General features: G+C 56.3%; 14 protein-coding genes and 1 tRNA gene. 9 read left to right on the top strand and 6 right to left on the bottom strand.

Features of this window, described 5'->3' with window-relative positions:
- Positions 1–19 precede the first annotated feature (19 nt).
- A complete protein-coding gene (locus tag HMPREF9238_RS06645) occupies positions 20–1,201 on the top strand; it encodes a hypothetical protein (protein WP_016444691.1) in 1,182 nt (393 codons plus the stop codon).
- Positions 1,202–1,311: 110 nt separating this feature from the next.
- On the opposite strand, the gene HMPREF9238_RS06650 is transcribed toward HMPREF9238_RS06645, so the two are convergent.
- The 3 genes from HMPREF9238_RS06650 to HMPREF9238_RS06660 form a co-directional block, all read right to left on the bottom strand.
- Entirely contained in the window at positions 1,312–2,091 is a 780-nt protein-coding gene (locus HMPREF9238_RS06650; RefSeq protein ID WP_016444692.1) for a glycerophosphodiester phosphodiesterase family protein, read from the bottom strand.
- A 10-nt stretch (positions 2,092–2,101) separates the two neighbouring features.
- Entirely contained in the window at positions 2,102–3,346 is a 1,245-nt protein-coding gene (locus HMPREF9238_RS06655) for a DUF4032 domain-containing protein (protein ID WP_016444693.1), read from the bottom strand.
- A gap of 105 nt (positions 3,347–3,451) precedes the next feature.
- On the bottom strand, positions 3,452–4,591 hold the full coding sequence (locus HMPREF9238_RS06660) for an ABC transporter ATP-binding protein (protein ID WP_040316818.1): 1,140 nt from the start codon (positions 4,589–4,591) through the stop codon (positions 3,452–3,454).
- A 247-nt stretch (positions 4,592–4,838) separates the two neighbouring features.
- Here HMPREF9238_RS06660 and HMPREF9238_RS08655 point away from each other — a divergent pair, with 247 nt between their 5' ends.
- From HMPREF9238_RS08655 to HMPREF9238_RS06675, 3 genes are all read left to right on the top strand, one after another.
- A complete protein-coding gene (locus HMPREF9238_RS08655; protein WP_016444695.1) occupies positions 4,839–6,626 on the top strand; it encodes a serine/threonine-protein kinase in 1,788 nt (595 codons plus the stop codon).
- A 102-nt stretch (positions 6,627–6,728) separates the two neighbouring features.
- Entirely contained in the window at positions 6,729–7,517 is a 789-nt protein-coding gene (locus HMPREF9238_RS06670) for a DsbA family protein (protein ID WP_016444696.1), read from the top strand.
- Between the two features lie 45 nt (positions 7,518–7,562).
- Positions 7,563–7,638: transfer RNA gene (locus HMPREF9238_RS06675), tRNA-Thr, on the top strand.
- 168 nt (positions 7,639–7,806) lie between these two features.
- On the opposite strand, the gene HMPREF9238_RS06680 is transcribed toward HMPREF9238_RS06675, so the two are convergent.
- The gene (locus HMPREF9238_RS06680) at positions 7,807–9,525 is read right to left on the bottom strand and encodes a sulfatase-like hydrolase/transferase (RefSeq protein WP_232217611.1); all 1,719 of its coding nucleotides are present in this window, start codon (positions 9,523–9,525) and stop codon (positions 7,807–7,809) included.
- Positions 9,526–9,954: 429 nt separating this feature from the next.
- On the opposite strand from HMPREF9238_RS06680, the gene HMPREF9238_RS06685 reads away from it, so the two are divergent.
- From HMPREF9238_RS06685 to HMPREF9238_RS08660, 5 genes are all read left to right on the top strand, one after another.
- A complete protein-coding gene (locus tag HMPREF9238_RS06685) occupies positions 9,955–11,247 on the top strand; it encodes an ABC transporter substrate-binding protein (RefSeq protein ID WP_016444698.1) in 1,293 nt (430 codons plus the stop codon).
- A 75-nt stretch (positions 11,248–11,322) separates the two neighbouring features.
- Positions 11,323–12,396, top strand: coding sequence for a carbohydrate ABC transporter permease (locus tag HMPREF9238_RS06690; protein ID WP_016444699.1), 1,074 nt, complete (start codon positions 11,323–11,325; stop codon positions 12,394–12,396).
- Positions 12,393–13,235 (top strand): carbohydrate ABC transporter permease, encoded by an 843-nt coding sequence (locus tag HMPREF9238_RS06695; RefSeq protein ID WP_016444700.1) that lies wholly within the window; start codon positions 12,393–12,395, stop codon positions 13,233–13,235. Before HMPREF9238_RS06690 ends, HMPREF9238_RS06695 begins: the two co-directional genes overlap by 4 nt.
- A gap of 35 nt (positions 13,236–13,270) precedes the next feature.
- Positions 13,271–14,932 carry a glycoside hydrolase family 13 protein gene (locus HMPREF9238_RS06700; RefSeq protein WP_016444701.1) on the top strand — a complete coding sequence of 554 codons (1,662 nt, stop codon included), beginning with the start codon at positions 13,271–13,273 and terminating at the stop codon, positions 14,930–14,932.
- A 63-nt stretch (positions 14,933–14,995) separates the two neighbouring features.
- Positions 14,996–16,021, top strand: a complete 1,026-nt coding sequence (locus HMPREF9238_RS08660; RefSeq protein ID WP_016444702.1) for a LacI family DNA-binding transcriptional regulator — start codon at positions 14,996–14,998, stop codon at positions 16,019–16,021.
- A gap of 164 nt (positions 16,022–16,185) precedes the next feature.
- On the opposite strand, the gene HMPREF9238_RS06710 is transcribed toward HMPREF9238_RS08660, so the two are convergent.
- Positions 16,186–17,679 (bottom strand): CoA-acylating methylmalonate-semialdehyde dehydrogenase, encoded by a 1,494-nt coding sequence (locus HMPREF9238_RS06710; RefSeq protein ID WP_016444703.1) that lies wholly within the window; start codon positions 17,677–17,679, stop codon positions 16,186–16,188.
- Between the two features lie 195 nt (positions 17,680–17,874).
- On the bottom strand, positions 17,875–19,785 hold the full coding sequence (gene iolD / locus HMPREF9238_RS06715; protein ID WP_016444704.1) for a 3D-(3,5/4)-trihydroxycyclohexane-1,2-dione acylhydrolase (decyclizing): 1,911 nt from the start codon (positions 19,783–19,785) through the stop codon (positions 17,875–17,877).
- Positions 19,786–19,802 lie beyond the last annotated feature (17 nt).

The following is a 19,802-nucleotide window of genomic DNA, read 5'->3' on the forward strand; positions in this document are numbered from 1 at the left end:
TAGATATTAGGAGGCCACTTTGGAACACGCACAGCCCAACTGGACACGAATCGAAGGCATCATTATTGCCGAACACCTGGATCCGAAGGTGGTTGCCGACTTTATTACAAAAACTAAAGTGGTTGCGACAATCGACTGGTATGATCGCACACCAAACCTGATGGGTCTGACCCTCGCGCAAGAAGATGGCCGCCTGGCAACCGTTAACGATGCGAACGAGATCGCTGCGGTCGTTGAGATTGAAGATTTCGCGCTTGACCTTGCCAACGAGTTCAACGCCGAAGTGATGATCGATGAAATCAGCGCGGACGCTCTGCCGGAGGACGCAGAAGTTGGTTCGGACACGCCCGCCCCGGCCGAAGAGCCAATGAGAATCGTAGAGCTGGTTCAGATTCCCGAATCTTCCATCCCGCTTGCGGCCGCCCTCCTTGGCATCGATGTTGCTTCTATTGAGCTTGAAAATGGGTGGCAGGCCCTCGCGTATGACGCACAGTATGCGCAAAATATTGGTGATTTCGGGCAGTTCCCGCGCGTAACACTAATGGCGTCTGGCGATGAGTTCTTCGTTAGCCTCGCTGTTGATGATGACGACGAGACGGAAACGATTTACAACTGGTCGATGTCCACGAGGACGCTCGCGGCCGGTCACAGCGGTGACAAGATTGCGGCTGAGGCAGAGGAGCTCGTTGGGGCCACCTCTGACTTGCGCCGGATTGCCGGGGCGGTGCCGGGCGCGGACGTGGCTGCTGCGGAGGAAACCTCTCAGTTGCGCGGTTCGCGTGCGGTTGAAAGCTTTGTGCGGGCACTAGGAGTGCCATCACAGATCGCTACGTATCTGTTGGAGGACGAGTCACCTGAGGACATTCCGGGCCTGGAGATGCACTACGCGCGGGGTATCTCGAACGCGATTGGCCGTAGCGTGGACAAGATCTTGTTGGAGCCGGAATCTGCAAGCAACCCGGTTTGGGAAACCTACCATAAGGTCGCGGTTGAACAACCCAGCATTGTGCGCGTGATTGCCAGTGTCGAGGCCGCGATTGGTGCCACACTGGTGGTGACTGCTTTCCGTAGCGCGAAGCCTCGCTCGGGTTGGGTGAAACTAGGCGGTGTTGTGGGTTCGATGATGCTCGTCGATTCGGTTGCTGAGGTAATGCTTTCGAAGTACCTGATTGAGCGCACTAAGAAGCACAGGGGCGAGTAACGCAAACAAAACGTTGGGGGCGAGCCAGACGGTTCGCCCCCAAAGTCGTATCAAGTTAGTTCCAGCCGCACCACAGAATTCGGGCGTGCCCAGCGTGAACGGTAACCGGGTTACCGGTTTGAGATAGGCCGGGCAGAGCGAGCTTCTTGTGGGAAGTCTTGCGCTCTGTCGGTAATCACAGAGTGCGCGCCCCAAGAGCCAAGTTGGGCGGCTCGCTCAAGGTCGTTCACCGTCCACACGTTCACTTGGAAACCAGCCTCGGTCATGGCGTGAATAGCTTCTTCGGTAAGACCGTAGTAGCACGGGTGGATAGCAACGGCTTCAACTTTGGAAGCCTGCTTAATCCACTCGTCCACCTGCTCCATGATGGGAGCGATGGACGGCTCGAACAGGCAGGCGCGGCGATACTGTGGGGCACGTGCCTTGAGGGAAGTGAGCAGATCCATGTCGAAGCTGGATACGAGGATCGAGTCGGGGTTTTCCAGCTTGGCTAAGGAAGCGACAATCCCGTCGACGAGGGCATTGCGAAGTTCGAAGCCAGCCTTGGAAGGCTTGATTTCGAGGTTTGCTTCCAATCCCGTGCTGTTCAACAGTTCAACCACGCTAACAAGTTCGGGAATGCGTTCAAACTTGTAGGTGGGGGAGAACCAGTTGCCGGCGTCCAGCTTGCGGATGTCTTTAAACTGCAGGTTGTAGTAGCCACCTTTGCCGTCGGTGGTGCGATCTAGGCGGTTGTCGTGGATAACGATGACGGAGCCGTCTGCGATTACATCCACGTCAAATTCAAATGAGGACACTCCGTAGTCGATGCATTTTACAAATGCGGCCATCGTGTTCTCGGGTGCCAGTGAGCTCATTCCGCGGTGTGCGATTACTGATGGGTACGTCACGTTGCCTCTTTCAGTCTTCTAGTGTGTGTTCGTCATTTGGGTCGAGGTCAAGCAGTAGCGCCTCATCCCGTCTGGTGGCAAGAATGTTGTCAATGTAGGATTGCGTGGCTTCTTCGAGGGGTACGTCCGCGCCGCGCTGCTCGGCAAGGAACCAGCGGTGTTCTTGGATCTCGTGGAAGATCTGCGCGGGCTGGAGCTTCGCGCTGTACTCGGGAGGAACAGAGCGCACGGTGGGTTCAAATACTTCGGTGAGCCACTGGTGGGCAACGAGTTCGATGGGTTGGTTTTCCTGCCCGGTGACGGCGCGGTAGGTTGCGAGGTCGTTCAGCATCCTGCGGGCCTGCTGTTCTTGTACGTCGAGGCCGGTTAGGCGCATGATCTGGCGGTGGTGGTGTCCGGCGTCCACCACTTTGGGTTGCAGGATGATTTTGGTGCCGTCTGGGGTTTGTTTCAGGGACACTTCGCCCACGTCGAATCCGAGGTCGTTTAGTTTGCGGATCCGGTTGGTGATGCGCCAGCGTTCGTCGTCAGAGTAGACCTCTTCTGCGGTGAGCTGATCCCATAGTTCGTGGTAGCGCTCGTGAATGCGATCCCCAATTTCGATGGCGTCGGAATCTTCGGCAAGCATGCCGCCAGCCTGCAGGTCCATGAGTTCACCAATAATGTTAGTGCGGGCGAGGTCCACGTCGTAGTTGCGTTGCCCGGAAGTGAGGCTGGGATGCAGTTCGCCGGTTTCGGCGTCTACGAGGTACCCGGAAAAGGCGTCCGCGTCGCGCCGGAACAGCGTGTTGGAGAGCGAGACGTCGCCCCAGTAGAAGCCCAGTAGGTGCAGGCGCACTAATAGTACGGCGATGGAGTCGATGAGGCGTTCAGCGGTTTCGGGCCGCATGGATTGGGAGACTACCGCGCGGTAGGGCAGGGAAAACTGTAGGTGTTCAGTGACGAGGGCCGGGGTGAGTTCCTCGCCGTCGGGAGATTTACGTCCGGTGATTACTGCCGTGGGGATTACGGAGGGCGCGCCAAGCCGGTTGAGGTCGCGCAGGAGTTGATATTCGTGGTAGGCGACGGTTTCTCCGATCTCTTTAACTGCAATGACCCGTCCGCCCAGGTTGACGAATCTCACGACGTGGCGGGAGATACCGCGCGGGAGGGCGGCGAGTACGGATTCGGGCCACTCTTCTAGCGGGGTTTCCCACGGTAGGTCCAGTAGCTCGGGGTCTAGGTTTGCAGCGGTGATCTGTAGGGATTGTCGCATGGTTATATCTTTTCAAAAAGCACGCCAGATTAAAAAGAAATACGAAACTGAGGGAGCTCCCACGTGGGAAGCTCCCTCAGTTATGTTCACTTATTGTTGTCCCGATTATGAGGGAAGGCGCATGCCAGTGGACTTGGAGAAGTTGTGTTGCTGGCCTTCGCGAATACGGACGTGGATGACGGAGCCCTTCGGGGGCGCCGTGCGCGGAGCGGTGCGGATAATGATTTGATCCGATGCTTCGTCGTCCGGGTTGGCGTCGGTGCCGGAGCCGAGTCCGCCGCCACCAACGAGCTTGCCGTACATGTACGAGTCGGAACCGAGCTCTTCAACAAGGTCGATTTCAACTGGGATGGTGTGTTCGCCCTCCGCAACGATTTCCAGAGCCTCGGGACGGAAGCCAATGACAACCTGGTTGTTGTCTTCCGGCGTTAGGGCCGCGATCGTTGCTTCGGATAGCTTCACGTGAGCCTTGCCCAGCTCCGCGTAGCCACCTTCGCGGTTAACGGTGAAGGTGCCGAGGTTCATAGCGGGGGAGCCGATGAAGCCGGCAACGAACTCGTTTGCGGGCTGCTCGTACATTTCCTGTGGGGTGCCAACCTGCTGGAGGACGCCGTCCTTTAGCACTGCGATGCGGTCCCCCATCGTGAGGGCCTCAGTTTGGTCGTGCGTAACGTAAACGGTGGTGACACCAAGGGAGCGCTGGAGCGAAGCGATCTGGGTACGCGTCTGCACGCGTAGCTTCGCGTCAAGGTTCGACAGCGGCTCGTCCATGAGGAACACCTGCGGTTTACGGACGATTGCACGGCCCATTGCCACACGCTGACGCTGGCCACCAGACAGTGCCTTCGGCTTACGGTCTAGGTAGGGAGTGAGGTCAAGAATCTCAGCAGCTTCTTCAACGCGCTTGTTGATTTCTTCCTTCGGGGTGCCAGCAATCTTTAGGGCAAAGCCCATGTTGTCGCGAACCGACATGTGCGGGTACAGAGCGTAGTTCTGGAACACCATAGCAATGTCGCGGTTCTTAGGCTGCATGTCGGTGACGTCGCGGTCTCCAATGAAAATGCGGCCGGAATTAACGTCTTCCAGGCCCGCGAGCATGCGTAGCGTGGTTGACTTTCCGCAACCAGAAGGTCCTACCAGGACCAGAAACTCTCCGTCTTCAATCTTGAGGTCAAACGCATCAACTGCGGGGCGATCCATGCCCGGATAAATGCGAGTTGCCTTATCAAAAGTTACGGTTGCCATATTTATTTCCTCCATCGGCAGGTACGTGCCGAACGATCCGTAGTGAAGAGGTGCTAACACCATTGCTAACACGGTTCCGTCTCTCCTATTGAGCCAGAACTAACTTGACACTAGCACAGCTAGAAGCAAATAAATAGGGACACTTCGTCATGATTTTACGTTATTGGGAACCGCGTTCCAGGTGCCGTGTTTCGTGGGCTCAGTGCGCCTCGTATATTCCGTTTGAATACGGGTAAAGTTGCCGGTGATGGATGGTGCAATTCCAAAGGCTGGCGAAGAACTCGGTGGATACCGACTGGTGCGCCCCCTGGGCAAGGGGGGCGCTGGAATCGTGTGGGAGGTTGAAGATGGTGAGGGCGCGAGGTTTGCGTTGAAGCTTCTTCACCCCGCGATTGCCGCTGACCCCTCCAGCAGGGTGCGTCTGGCGCGCGAGGCAGCAGTTTTGAACCGCATCCGCACCGATGGGGTTGCAAACGTTGTTGATTTAGAGACGGAAGCGTCCCAGCCCTTTGTGGTGACCGAGCTTGTGGACGGTCTTGATCTGCGCGAGGAGATCAGAACTGGAGGGCCGCTCGTCTTTTCGGATGCGCTCCAGATCGCCAGATCGCTCAGGCAAACGCTTAGCGCCGTGCACGCGGCGGGCGTCATTCACAGAGATTTGAAGCCGTCGAACATAATTTTGGGAGCGGTGCAGCCGGTTCTGATCGATTTTGGTATCGCCCAAGCAGACGAGGACGAGCGGCTTACTTCCACGGGTTTAGTATCCGGCACGGTGGGCTGGGTGGCCCCGGAAGTGATACGCGGACACGAGCCTGACGAGGGCTCGGACTGGTGGGCGTGGGCGGCCATCTTGTTAAACATGCTTACCGGTCGCGCCCCGTACGGTACGGGTAGCCAAGACGTGGTGTTGGCACGCCAAATGGCTGGTCAGCTCGATCTTGCCGGCCTCTACCCGCCCCTTGCCCAGATTTTGCAGGCGGCCCTCGGCGAGCGGGCAAACCGTCCGAGCCCGGCTGAAATCATGCAGCGCCTAGATGACCTCGACCCCGATATTGTGCAATCTTGGACGGGCGAATCCGGTGAGGGAGGCGATGAAACCGCGTTGCCGGACGCGCCCGGTGCAGGTGGCATGGCTGCCCCCGCGCCCACGGAATTTCTTTCCCCCGAAGCGCAGGGCGATGACTTAGATGAGTCCACTAGCGTGCTGTACGCGCCGCCCGCAGAGCGAACAAGCGTTCTCGCTACCGCACCTGAGGATGATACGGCCCCAACCGCCTTATATCCCACCGCTACCAGTGAGCCAGCGGGCGCCTCTGAGGATTTGCAACCCAGTGCACGGCCAGTGCCGTACCAGCCGGGCTACCCCGGGACGCAACCTCCCGAATACGGCGCGTCCCCGCCCTCCTCGTCGCACTACCCGGGCTACCCGCCCATTCCGGACTATCCGAATGCAGAGCGGGGATATAACTACACCGCGCCCGCAAACGCGTTCGTGTTCTCCCTATGCGTGGCGAGCCTGCTGGCCGCCCTGCCCGTCGCCCTCGGCGTAGTTGGGGGCGTGCTTGCAGTTGGCGTGCTCCTCACAATGGAAACGGTGGGTCGCTCGCGGGTGTGGCGTGAAAAGCGGCGCGTTAGGGCGGGCGAAAAACGTAGTGGTGATAACTGGTTGGCAGCCTTGAACGGAGGGTTGCAGTGGGTTCCTGCGGCTGGCGCCCTTGCGTTCAACTTGGCATTTGCGGTGCTTATCGCTGGGGCGGCGTGGGCGCTTTACAGCGTGAATAATGACCTGCCGCCATTTGAAAATGCTTACATGACGATGCTTGCGGGCGTGCCAAGCGGGGCAGATCCCGTTTCGGGAGCGTTGCTGTGGGCGTCGAACATGTTCGCGATTTTGCTTTCCCGCGTGGGGGCGGGCGGAAACTACCTGCGCGAGGGTTCGTATGCGAGCGCCGGCGCGATTCCACGCGTGGGACGGTTGATCCTGGCTGTACTTGCGGTGCTGGCGGCGTTGTTCCTTATTGGAGTGGTTGTGTAAGTTCAGAAAGTGTGCGCGCCATCATGCGCGCGAATGGAGAGACGGGTGTGCGTATTTGCGCGCTTCCCGCTACTCTTTTAGCAAACGTTGAATCGAGGGAAAATGGCAAAAACTCCGTCATCTAAGGACGCGGCTCGGATCAAAGCGCAAGAATTGCGCGAGCGGCAGGCAAAGAAGGAACGCAAGACTCGCGCGATCATTATCGCGGTAGTAGGCACTTTGTTGGCGCTGGCGATTATTGCGGTTATTTGGGTGGTGAACTCCACAAGGTCGAATGACAGTAACCAGGTTGCGTCGGGCGAGTTCACGCCGATTGTGGTTTCGTCAAAGGGTGTTGGAGTTGCAGATGCGAATGCTCCGGTTGTTCGCGAGTACTTCGATTATTCTTGCCACGCTTGCGCAAATATGGATGTGGCACTCGGGGCGAAGTTGTGGGAGTCGGTTAAGGCTGGCGAGATTTCGCTTGAGCTTGTGCCGGTTGACGTTGTTCGCATGCCGTGGCATTACGCGATGACCAGTGCTGCCTACCTGGTTTCGCAGGAGGAGCCGGAGAAGTTTGAGCAGCTCCACCACGCTTCGTCTGAGTTCTTTAAGAGCCAGTTTGATAGCGGCGACGGCTCAGTTATTCAGGATGAGGCCGCCTCGTTGACAAAAGTTAAGGAGCTGGCCACGCAGGCTGGGGTGAGCAAGGCCGTAGTGGATCGGATTAGTCTCGAGGGTGCGAAGGGCGTGCTGGAGGCGAACACCACCGAGTGGAAGGAATCCGAAGTGGAGGGGCGTGAGAGTCTGGGTACGCCCGAGTTCGTTACCGGCGGCAAGGCCGTTCATTTGAACGGCGAAACGGTTGATGAACTGTTGAACAGTATTCTGTCTGCCGCTAAGGGCGAGTAAGCGTATGTGACAATATGGGCCACTTCATGGCAAACTAGTGGCCGCGCCACCTTAGCTCAGTTGGTAGAGCACCCGCCTTGTAAGCGGACGGTCATCGGTTCGAGTCCGATAGGTGGCTCCAAGAAAAAGCTCCGCTATGCAACACCGTAGCGGAGTTTTTGCATGCGAATGCAAGTGCGATGCCAGCGGAAACCGGCACTATGGCGCAGGACGATAGCCTTCAGAAAAGTGGTAGCTAGGCTCGCCCGTGTTACCTGTAGCATCTGCTGCGCCGACACTCAAGGCTTATTCAGAACTTGTCGTCTTGCCAGCGGGCTGGTTGACCCGCCCTCGTCTCGCGGTGAGAGTCGTAGAAGGGGGAGCGTTTTGCGAACTCTTCATTCATTAGTTGCGAGCCGTCACGCTCCACGAGCGTTTGCTTCCCAGAAAACATGTTCATGCCCAGCCCGAGCCGGTCGCCCTGAACTTCGGCACCAATTGCGGTGAGGATCGTTGGGAACAGGTCGAACGTTGAGAACTTGCGGTTCTTCGTTACGGAATCAGGAAAGTCTGTGCCGGGCACGGGATTCAAAATCAGATTCACAATGGTGCGGTGGTAGCTCGGATCCCACCCCTTGAAGAACTCTTTGTCCATCGACCGGTGGTCACCGGTCACCACAATCGTGGTGTCATCGCCCCAGGGCTGTTCTTGGATCCACTTAATTAGCTTCACGGTTTCAGCTTGTGAGTAGTGGATTACATTCGCGTACTGTGAGTCGAATGGGGTTTCCTTCATGTTTTCCGACACGTAACCGTCGGGGAAGTGGGTGTCTCCGTTCTCAACGATCATGTAGAACGGTTTGTCCTGGCCTCCCAGTTTGGTCAGTTCTTCCTTCGTGTATTCGTAGAGTTTGTCGTCCTCCACGCCCCACCACACAAAGTAGTCGTGCTCAATTTTGCCGTCGGCAACAAAGCGGGCGCGGTCGTGAATATCAAAGCCTCCGTGCCGTTGATAGTACCTGTCCAGACCGCCCCACGAGGCTGTTGAAGCCTGCATGAACGCGGTGTTGTAGCCAGCCGCTTTGAGAATGTCCCCAATACTAATGAAGTCAGGGTAGGAGTAACCAATTTCGATATCCGGTGCGCCTGCAGCGAGCATGGGCACGCCAGCCTGCATTGAGATCATGCCGGCCACTGAGTGGCCGGTAGCGTAGAGCTGGTCAGGGCCTCCGAATTTATCGGTATCGGACCAGGAGATTCCCGTTTCGGTCAGAGCTGCAAGCTCGGGCATGAGGTTTTGCTCCATGTAACCGCCCAGGTCCTTGGAGTAGTAGGAATTTTCAACAGACTCCATGTAAATGTGCACCAGGTTGCGCTTTTTGGCTGGCAGCTTCACATTGTCAGACGTGGGGGCAACGTAGTTTTCCTCCAAATAACTGGAGGTAGTGAAGAACAGCTGCGCCGCTTCTTTGATGGGAAGCCTGGCGTACGCGTAGCTAAATGAGCCGGCGAGGAGCACAAAAATACTCACGAGGGCGGCGCCGCGCAGGTGTGTGATTCGCCAGGTTCGAGCGGATGGAAGTCTGATGTGCAGGTCAGAGCGGATGAATCCGATGATTGCGCCGAGGATTGCAAGGAATATGGAGGGGGCCACGATTTCATTTAGTAGCGCTAGGTCTTGCGCGTCGGTGGAGGTATCTCCTGCGGCTGTCAGGATAAAGATGAAGTTCGGGTCTTGAGGGATCTCCCCAACGCTGTTTTGAAGCCATTTGGGGATGAAAAAGAAAAGACCTGCAAGCAACCCAGCGATGGCGCCTATAACGGTAGGGAATAGGCCGCGCCAATTCCATGGCTCACTCTTTTTTACTAGAATCCCCTGCGTTGCGAGGGCTTTCAGAAAAAGAAGAATAACCACGCATAGGCCAAGAACAATAGCAGGGTACCCAACGTAGAACTTGGGTGAATGCGCGGTGCCGTAGACACTGGTGCGGCCAGTAAAAATTAATGCGAAAAACGCCAGGGCATTCATGGACACGCCTATGAGGGTGCCACGAATGAAGGATCCTACAGAGGCCCCAAACAAATATAGGGCTCCGGCTCCGCCCAAAAGGCAGGTGAGTATCTGCAACGCAATAATCATAAAAGTTAATTCTACATTACGGCTACGTTAACTCTTGTAACGGAGCGGTCGCGCGAGAAGCGGTAGCGCACCAGGTGTTAGCGCTGTACCGCGAACGAGGGAATTATCTATGTGTTTGAGTGTTCGAGGCTATCGACTACTACAGGCGTCTGCTCACGATCTGATCTGGAGGGGCCTTCACTGATTTGCTTAACAGGTTTGTAAAGACCCTTGACATTACGCCTGGGCGTGTCTAAATTCTGAATATGTCGACGCGCGTCGACGATTTAATAACGTGTACCGATTCAACACATTGATTGTTAAGACGAGGGAGTCTTCATGAAAACAAAAGTCGCGTTAGTAGCAGTGGCAGGCTTGGCTTTGGCCGGCCTTACAGCGTGTGGCACGGGACCGCAGTCCGGTGCTCCGTCTGCGGATGATGTACAGTTCGAGGGCCGCGGCCCTATTACGTACGTTCAGGGTAAGGACAACTCTGGTAAGCTCCAGGGATTGCTGGACATGTGGAATGCGGATCACCCGGACGAGAAGGTGACGATGATCGAGCTTTCTACCGAGCCTGATCAGCAGCGCCAATCGATGATCCAGAACGCGGAGACCAAGTCGGACGCGTACTGTACGGAGAGCGTTGACAATGTTTGGGTGGGTGAGTTCGCTGCTAACCAGTGGATTTTGCCTCTGCCGGAAGACGAGATGAACAAGGATGAATTCCTTGAGCCGGTTTGGAACACGGGCCTGTACCGCGACCAGCTCTACGCTGTTCCGCATGGCTCGGATGGGGCGCTCCTTTACTACCGTGCTGATCTACTACGCGAAGCCGGTTTTGATCACGCTCCGAGCACTTGGGATGAAATGGCCCGGATGTGTGAGGCCGTGCAGGCCAAGCCGGGTAACGAAGGTATTAGCTGCTACGCGGGCCAGTTCGCCAAGTATGAGGGGTTGACCGTAAACATTGACGAGATTATCCACACCGCTGGTGGTCAGATCATTGATCCTTCCACGGGCCGGGTCGCAGTTGATTCCCCAGAGGCAAAAGCTGGTCTGCAGAAGCTGAGCGAATGGATTGAGGATGGCAAGATCGCTCAGGAATCACTGAACTACAAGGAAGAGGATGGTCGTAATGCCTTCCAGTCCGGTAAGGTGATCTTCCTGCGTAACTGGCCGTATGTCTATTCTCTGGTTCAAAACGATGTTCCTGACCTAGAGTTCGGAATTGCTCCGCTACCGGGTTTTGAAGATGGCCAGATTGGTGCCTCCTCACTGGGTGGTCACAACATTGCGATATCCAGCTACTGTGAGAACAAGGCAACTGCTTTGGATTTCGTGAAGTTCTACACGAGTGCCGAGGCTCAGGCTTACATGCTGAAGGAAGCCTCGCTCGCCCCGGTTTACACCTCCGTATACGACGATCCTGCCAACATTGAGCAGTACCCATACCTACCCACGTTGAAGCAGTCGATCGAGGCCGCTTACCCGCGTCCTCAAGTCCCAAACTACGGTGACGTAACCGCTGCGATTCAGGATGCTTCGTTCCCTGTTTTAAAGGGTGAGAAGCCTGTTGACGTTGCGATTTCGGAGCTTGCCGCTAAACTCGCTGAGCTGACCGGACAGTAAGAAAACGCTTAGAACCTATTGGGCTGTTGCGTTCTGGATTCAGGATGCGACAGCCCAATAGGGGAAGAGGAACAAATGTCTGCAAGCACAGTGGTAAAGCCTCCGCGAAATCGCAAATCATCCAGGGCGAAGCAACAGGCGCGATTGGCATGGTGGCTGGTCACCCCAACAATTCTTGTGATTTCAATCGTTGTTATCTTTCCCACCCTAACCTCGGTTTATCAGTCTTTCTTCGGGGCTAAGGGAATTGACCCGGCAACTGGATTTGTTAACCAGACAGAGCCTTTTGTGGGGTTCCAAAACTACATAAACATGTTCCAGGGCGATAGCGGTACTCGCTTCCAAACAGCCTTTTGGAACACCACGATTTTCACCGAAACCACAGTTGCTGTTGAAACGCTCTTGGGCGTAACAATGGCTCTGATCATGCACAAGGCGATGAAGGGCAGAGGCCTGGTGCGCGCTGCGATTCTGATTCCTTGGGCAATACCAACAGCCGTGTCGGCAATCCTTTGGCGTTGGATTTTCGATACGAACGGTATAGCGAACGCACTCATCGGTACCCAGGTCATTTGGGCGATTGGTGACTGGTCTGCCAAGCTCACCGTTATCATCGCGGACAGTTGGAAGACGGCGCCTTTTATCGGACTGCTTACTCTAGCAGGTTTGCAGATGATCCCCGAAGAGGTGTACGAGGCCGCAAAGATTGATGGTGCGAATGCTTGGAAGCGTTTCACTCACATAACTATGCCGCTCGTGAAGCCTGCACTGATTATTGCCGTGTTGTTCAGGATGCTTGACGCGTTGAGGATGTTTGATCTCCCTTACATCTTGATTGGAGCGAGGAAGAGTTCGGTAGAGACGCTTTCGATGCTCGTACAGGACGAGGCTTCTAACCTTAGGTACGGTAGTGCGGCAGCGTACGCGTTGGTGCTGTTCCTCTACGTGTTCCTACTGGCTTTCGCGTTCGTGAAAGTGATGGGTGCAGAGATTATTTCGGGTGAAGGTGAGAAACGTCGAGGCGTCCCGATCTCTCTCATTCGTAGGGGTTACAAGAGAGATTCCTCGCTTACGGACGCCGACGCTACAGCGGAGGCTTATGCGGATGGGAGCAGCGAACAGTTGATAACAGGAGGGCAGGAACGATGAACCCGAAGCTGAAAAGCTCGTTAACCTCTACGTTCTCGTGGCTGGGAATCGCGGTAATCATAGTTTTCTGCCTGGCCCCGTTTTACTGGATGATTGTTTCCTCACTGCGCCCCGCGCGAGATATTTTTGACATTTCGCTGTGGCCAAAAGAGGTGAGTTGGGAGAACTACATCGCCGTGTTCGATCCGGAACGTGGCTTTGGAGCATCTCTATTCAATTCGCTGATCGTAGCTGGAACAACCACGATTTTGGCGCTACTTATAGCAACTGTGGCGGCGTACGCGCTGGCTCGTTTGGAGTTTAGGGGTAAGACGCTTCTGCTCACGGTCATCATTGCTACGTCAATGTTCCCGTTGGTAGCTATCATCGTGCCACTCCTAAAGCTGTTTACCTCTTGGGGTTGGATCAACACTTACCAATCGATGATCCTGCCTAGCCTTTCGTTCGCCTTGCCTTTGGCAGTATGGAATCTGACGAGCTTCTTCAAGCAGATACCGGTGGATCTAGAACAGGCGGCCATGGTGGACGGTTGCACGCCCGGTCAGGCGTTTAGGAAAGTTATTTTGCCTATCGCAGCTCCCGGCATGTTCACCACGGCAATCATCGTGTTTATTAACGCTTGGAATGAGTTCCTAATTGCTGTGACGATGGTGAACGACACGGCGATGCAGACCGCGCCTGTTGCAATCTCGAAGTTTGGTGGGGTTAGCCAGTTCCAAACTCCGTACGGTTCACAAATGGCTGCAGGTGTTGTAGTGACGATTCCGCTTTTAATCCTAGTTTTGGTTTTCCAAAGAAGAATCGTCGCCGGTCTGGCTGCCGGAAGTATCAAACAATAACGTTCCGCATTTTGTAAAAAGAGGAGGAGATTTCCTTGACCAACGTTCAAAGAAGCGACTGGGATCAGTGGTGGCGCACCGCTGTGATTTACCAGGTGTATCCGCGTAGTTTCAGCGACTCGAACAATGACGGTTTGGGCGATGTGCGGGGCATAATCAACCGGTTGGATTACTTGAAGAAGCTTGGTGTTGAGGCGATTTGGATGTCCCCGCACTACCCTTCGCCACAGGCTGATGCGGGTTATGACGTTGCGGACTATTTCGACGTCAATCCCGAGTATGGCACTTTGGAAGAGTTCGATGAGTTGATCGACGAGGCGCACAAGCGCGACATTAAGATCATCATCGATATTGTTCCTAACCACTCTTCGGACCAGATAAAGCTGTTCCAAGACGCGTTGAAAGCCGGCCCAAACTCGCCGGAGCGAGACATGTACATGTTCCGTTACAGCGAGGGCAAGCGCCCCAACAATTGGGGGTCCATGTTTGGCGGCCCCGCGTGGACTGCGGTCGAGTCCCTCACGAACAATGAGGAGGATCGCAACTGGTGGTACCTGCACCTCTTTGCCCCCGAGCAACCGGACTTCAACTGGGAGAACCCGCAGGTGCACGAGTTCTTCGACTCCTATCTGCGTTTCTGGTGTGATCGAGGTGTGGACGGTTTCCGTGTTGACGTGGCGCACGGCCTCGTGAAGGAACCCGGTCTGCCTGATGATGAGGTTGGACCGGATCGCTGGGCGGAAGAGGTTCAAGACTTCGATCAGACCGGGGGACCGTTCTGGGATCGGCCCGGTGTGCACGATATTTACCGCGAGTGGCGGCGCGTGCTCGACGAGTATGGACGCGACCGCGTTCTGGTTGCGGAAGCCTGGTTGACGCCCGAGCGCGAGGCTCTTTACGTACGTGAGGACGAGATGAGCCAGCAGTTCAACTTCAACTACTTGAAGGCGAACTGGGATGCGAAGCGCGTGCGCGCCGCAATCAATGATCCGATTGCGGCAAACGCGGCTGTGGGTGCGCCGGTCACGTGGGTTATGAGTAACCATGACGTTGTGCGCGCAACCACGCGCTACGGCTATGATCCGCAGATCGATTATGACCGGGGCATTGGCGTAGATGATCCGCAGCCGGATCGCGAGCTGGGCCTGGCGCGCGCGAAAGGCATGGCTGTGTTCACCATGGGCCTGCCGGGCTCCATGTACATTTATCAGGGGGAGGAACTCGGGCTTCCCGAGGTCACTGACTTGCCAGATGAGAGCCGCCAGGATCCCACTTGGCTACGCACGGGACATCAGGTTCGTGGCCGAGATGGGTGTCGCGTGCCGATTCCGTGGGAGGCGGATGCGCCTCACTTCGGTTTTGGCACGGGGGATACGTGGCTACCGCAGCCGGAGTATTTCCGCGAGTTCGCGGCGGATATCCAAGAAAATGATCCGGCCTCGACGCTGAATCTGTACCGTCGCGTGTTGAAGCTCCGCCGCGAGCTTGAGCTTGCGAAGGGGGAGGTCCAGTGGGTTGATGTGGGCGATGAGAACGTCCTCGTCATTCGCAACAAGGACGTGCTCCTGGTGCTGAATATGGGTTCGCGGCCGGTGAAAATTTCGAACGTGACCAGCGTGGTGGCGTCGTCCTGCGATGTTGTCATCGATCAGGGCGAAGCTGTGGTACCCGCTAATTGCGGAGTGTGGCTACGATAAGTACATAATGCATGTGCATGGGGCGGTTCCCCGTGCACATGCATTATTGTTTTGGGAGGTTGTATGGGGGTTACGCGCGCTGACGTTGCGAGGCGTGCTGGGGTGTCGCCGTCCACAGTCTCCTACGTGTTTTCAGGGGAGCGCCCGATTGGCGACGAAACGCGCGAGAAGGTACTGAGCGTTGCGAAGCAGCTTGGTTACGTGCCGAACGCGTATGCGGCAAATCTTGCGGCGCGAAACTTGCGCACTATCGGCATCCACCTGAATCTTACGAATTCGGGCCTGGATCGCAGCTCGGCTGAATACGTGACGGGCATGATGCAACGCTGCACTGAACTGGGACTCACCCTGTTGGTGCCAACTACTGTAGGCAATGATGAGGGCACGTTTCGCAGGTTCTTGCGGTCGCGTTTGCTTGACGGCGTGATCTACATGGAGGTCGAACAAGACGATTGGCGCGAGGACGTTCTACTATCTGAAAAAGTGCCTGCCGTTGCCCTGGGATTCTCGGGCAGGCAAGGCGGAGTTCCTTACGTCGAGACCGACTTTGACGCCGTGGGACGGATCGCAATCGACGAGTGTATTGCCCGTGGGCATGGCCGCGCCTTACTGATCGGCAGAAAACCGTGTGAAACACGTCAGGCTGATCGTGTTGGCAAGTCGATTCATAGAGCTACGAGAAAGCGCGCGCGTGAACGTGGTTTCCACATAGAGGAGACACGGTTGCCCGTTAACTTTCTGGCCGCTCAGCAGGTGATGCCTTTGATGCGTAGTAATTCGGACTCGCACCCGGTGATTATTACTGACAACATGCCGGTTGCCGAGGGCGTGATCGGGTTCGCTACCGACTATGGGCTTGAACTTGCGCGGGACTACTCGATTGTGACTTTGGGCGGCCAGATTGGTTATACGGCTGATACGGCGTTTGATTTATCGGAAGTCTCAACGGACCGCGAGCTGATGGGGCGTCAGTGCGTGGATTTACTGGTCGGCGCCTCGCAAGCGAAGTCCGTTGAAGACCTTCCAAATAGCGTGGTGTTCGAGCCGAAGTTTATTGATCGAGGATCGCTTGCGAAACTGAACGAATAAAAGCTTCTATTCGTTCAAGTTCAGTAGTTTGAACTCGTCGAGGCTCCAATCGAGCGGCTCGGGAATCGTGCCGCAACATGAACTGCCCCCGCCACGGTACAGGTGGCGAGGGAAGTGTCAGTATTTGGTTATCTCAGCTTTCCTGCGATTTGCGAGGGAGCGTTTTAGCTTTCGCGCTGGAAAGACATGGTTGCTTGGTAGGTGCGTTCAGATGGCCAACGCGAGGTGATTGCTTTTGCCCTGGTGTAGAACTTCACGCCCTCTGGGCCGTGGATGTGCATGTCGCCAAGTAGGGACTGTTTCCATCCGCCAAACGAGTAGTAGGCCACCGGGGTCGGGATCGGCACGTTGATGCCAACCATGCCTGCCTCTACGTCCAGGCTGAAGCGGCGGGCAACGCCACCATCGTTCGTGAAGATTGCGGAACCGTTGCCGAACTCTACAGCGTTTACGATCTTGATGGCTTCGTCATACGTGTCTGCATGCACGATTACAAGAACGGGGCCAAAGATTTCTTCGTAGTATGCCGGCGAATCAAGCGGCACGTCGTCAAGGATGGTTGGGCCAAGGAAGTGGCCGTTTTCGTAGCCCTCAACAACTAGCTTGCGGCCGTCGAGTACAACCTTGGCGCCGCGCTGTTCCGCGTCGTCAATGAGGCCGGTGATGCGCTGTTTGGCTTTAGCGGAGATGACCGGGCCCATCTCTACGCCTTCGCCCATGCCTTCACCCACGTGAATCTTCTCGGCATGTTTCTTAACGAGGTCGGCAAGCTTCTCGCCAATCCCGCCAACGGCTACCACTACGGGCAGGGCCATGCAGCGCTCGCCGGCGGCACCGAAAGCAGCTGCGGAGATGTGCTGTGCGGCAAAATCGAGGTCTGCGTCCGGCATGACAATAGCGTGGTTGTTAGCCCCGCCAAGTGCCTGAACGCGCTTGCCATGCTTGGTTGCGGTGTCTTGCACAATGTGTGCAACCGGGGTCGAGCCAACAAATGAGACCGCGTTAATGCCGGGGTGTTCCAAAATGTTCGTCACGAGCGTGCGGTCACCGGACAGTACTTGGAAGACGCCGTCGGGTAGGCCAGCTTCCTTGTAGAGCTCTGCAGTAAGCAGTGCTGCCGAGGGGGTGGCTGAGGACGGCTTCAAAATGAATGCGTTGCCCGTGGCAATTGCCAGGGGGTGCATCCACATCGGAACCATTGCCGGGAAATTGAACGGACAAATGCCGGCAACAACACCAACGGGTTGCCTAATGCTGTGAATGTCAACACCGGTTGACACATCAAAGGAGTATTCGCCCTTAAGAGCCACGTTTATCGAGGTGGCAAAATCAAGGGTTTCGCGTCCACGCTGGATCTCCCCGATTGCGTCCGAGTAGTTCTTGCCGTGTTCTGCAACGATCAAGCGAGCCATTTCGTCTTGGTGATCAAGTACTAGCTGGCGCATGCGGAACATGATTTCAGTGCGCTTAGATAGGGGAACTTTTGCCCACTCTTTTTGCGCTTTCTTAGCGATTTCTACGGCGTGGTCAAGGTCTGCGCCGGATGCTTCCAAAAGCGTGCCTTCAACTTCACCTGTTGCGGGGTTTTCTACGCCAAGCGTCGCAATGGGGTTGCCTTCGTAGTATTTTCCGTCTACCCAATGCTTAATAGTTTTCATCTGCGAACCTCTTTGTACACGATATGAATAGCGGGAAGATCATCCCGTCAGCAGTTACAGTCTACAACTAGATGAACGATTTGTCATGACAAAGATCGTACAGGATTTAATCGCGATGCGGCGAGCGCAAATACAGATCGGGTGGGCCGCGCCGAGAAGAGAGCGTGACCCACCCGATCCGGGTTCTATTAGCCCTTACTTAGCGGGCTTAGTGTATTGGCGCTGAGGCTGCTGGTCGCGCAGATAATCCTCGTACGCCTTCTGCGTGGATTCGATGCGAGAGACTTGCGATACGGGGACGTCCCACCAAGAGCTGGATGGCGGGTTTGGTCCGTAAAGGTCGGTCTCAATGTAAATCATGGTGGTGCGTTCAGCCTTTTCGGCTACGCGGTACGCTTCCTTGAACTCCTCAATGGTGCGCACCTCAATCACGTCAATGCCCCAAGAGCGGGCGTTCGCAGCCAGGTCCACGTCAAGTTTGCGTCCGTCTTCAGTGTGGCTTGCGCCCCCGCCGGCGCGGTAGCGGGTGCCAAATCGTTGCGAACCGCGCGATTCGGACAGTGCGCCAATGGACGCGAAACCGTAGTTTTGTAGCAGGACGAAGATGACCTTCACGCCTTCTTGCGCGATAGTGGCGAGCTCCATGGGAAGCATCTGGTAGGTGCCGTCACCAACGATCGAGACTACCTGTGAGTTAGGTAGCGCCATTTTCACGCCGAGGGCCGCTGGAATCTCGTAGCCCATGGTAGAGAACGCGTATTCCACGTGGTACTGCACGGGGGTGCGTGCGCGCCACATGGCCTGTAGGTCTCCGGGCATAGAGCCAGCGGCGTTGATCACTACATCATTGTCGCCCATCATTTCGTTCAGCGCGCCAAACACTTCTACCTGGGATGGTAGTGGGGCGTGGCCAAGGTTGGTCAAATGGTCAACTACCTTGTCCCACGCAGCCTTTTCTGCCGCGATTTCTGCAGCGTAATCCGCGTCTACCTGGTGGTCGGCAAGCATTTTGGTGAGGGCCGCGAGCGCTTCGCGCGCGTCAGCAATAACCATTTCACCGCTGTTCTTAACCGCGTCGAATGCCTTCACGTTTATGTTCAAGAACTTCACATCCGGGTTTTTGAATTGGGTGCGCGAGGCGGTGGTGAAGTCCGAGTAGCGCGTTCCTACGCCGATCACCAAATCCGCTTTGTCGGCCAAGTGGTTTGCGGCGTCGCAACCGGTGGAGCCAACGCCGCCTACGGACTGCGGGTGGTCAAAGTTGATGGCGCCCTTGCCGGCCTGCGTGTCAGATACCGGAATGCCTGTGACTTTCGCGAACTCGCGCAGTTCTTCGCTGGCGTGAGAGTAGATAACTCCGCCACCTGCCACCAGGAGGGGGCGCTTGGCGCCCCGAATCATTTGCGCCGCACGCTCGAGGGAGGCCTGGTCGGCTGGCGTGCGGCGAATGTGCCAAACGCGCTTTTCGAACATCTCAACGGGGAAGTCGTAGGCCTCTGCCTGTACGTCCTGCGGCATCGCGAGGGCTACGGCGCCCGTATCGGCCGGGTCGGTGAGCGTGCGCATAGCTTGCATGAGCGAGGGGAAGAGCTGTTCGGGCCGGTTAATGCGGTCAAAGAATGTGCAAACCGGGCGGAACGCGTCGTTTACCGACGTGTCTAGCGTCTGCGGGTTTTCAACCTGCTGTAGCACTGGGTCTGGCGTCCTAGTTGCGAACTGGTCCGAGGGGAACAGGAGGACGGGCAGACGGTTAGTGGTGGCCAGTGCGGCGCCGGTAACCATGTTCAAAGAGCCGGGGCCAATGGATGCTGTACACATCATCGCCTGCATGCGTTCAGATGCTTTGGCGTACGCGGCTGCGGCATTGACTTGCCCCTGCTCGTTGCGCGGCATGTAGTACGGCATTTCGCCGCCGTCCGGCTCGGGGTCAATTTCGTTTTGGAGCAGTGCTTGGCCAATGCCGGCCACGTTGCCGTGCCCGAAAATACCGAAGGCTCCGGTTATGAAGCGTTGTTCAACGCCGTCTCTTTCACTGTATTGGTTGACCAGAAAACGAATGGTGGCTTGCGCAACCGTGAGTCTAATCGTTTGGACTTGGTGGGTCATGGTGCGTTCTTTCTGTA

It is taken from the genome of Gleimia europaea ACS-120-V-Col10b (genome assembly GCF_000411155.1).
Taxonomy (GTDB): domain Bacteria; phylum Actinomycetota; class Actinomycetes; order Actinomycetales; family Actinomycetaceae; genus Gleimia; species Gleimia europaea_B.

Excerpts from the sequence above, each read along its gene's own strand:
- HMPREF9238_RS06710 (WP_016444703.1), bottom strand. The coding sequence starts at position 17,679 with ATGAAAACTATTAAGCATTGGGTAGACGGAAAATACTACGAAGGCAAC.
- HMPREF9238_RS06695 (WP_016444700.1), top strand. The coding sequence starts at position 12,393 with ATGAACCCGAAGCTGAAAAGCTCGTTAACCTCTACGTTCTCGTGGCTG.
- HMPREF9238_RS06670 (WP_016444696.1), top strand. The coding sequence starts at position 6,729 with ATGGCAAAAACTCCGTCATCTAAGGACGCGGCTCGGATCAAAGCGCAA.
- HMPREF9238_RS06690 (WP_016444699.1), top strand. The coding sequence starts at position 11,323 with ATGTCTGCAAGCACAGTGGTAAAGCCTCCGCGAAATCGCAAATCATCC.
- HMPREF9238_RS08660 (WP_016444702.1), top strand. The coding sequence starts at position 14,996 with ATGGGGGTTACGCGCGCTGACGTTGCGAGGCGTGCTGGGGTGTCGCCG.
- HMPREF9238_RS06685 (WP_016444698.1), top strand. The coding sequence starts at position 9,955 with ATGAAAACAAAAGTCGCGTTAGTAGCAGTGGCAGGCTTGGCTTTGGCC.
- HMPREF9238_RS06660 (WP_040316818.1), bottom strand. The coding sequence starts at position 4,591 with ATGGCAACCGTAACTTTTGATAAGGCAACTCGCATTTATCCGGGCATG.
- iolD (WP_016444704.1), bottom strand. The coding sequence starts at position 19,785 with ATGACCCACCAAGTCCAAACGATTAGACTCACGGTTGCGCAAGCCACC.
- HMPREF9238_RS06680 (WP_232217611.1), bottom strand. The coding sequence starts at position 9,525 with ATGAATGCCCTGGCGTTTTTCGCATTAATTTTTACTGGCCGCACCAGT.
- HMPREF9238_RS08655 (WP_016444695.1), top strand. The coding sequence starts at position 4,839 with ATGGATGGTGCAATTCCAAAGGCTGGCGAAGAACTCGGTGGATACCGA.
- HMPREF9238_RS06655 (WP_016444693.1), bottom strand. The coding sequence starts at position 3,346 with ATGCGACAATCCCTACAGATCACCGCTGCAAACCTAGACCCCGAGCTA.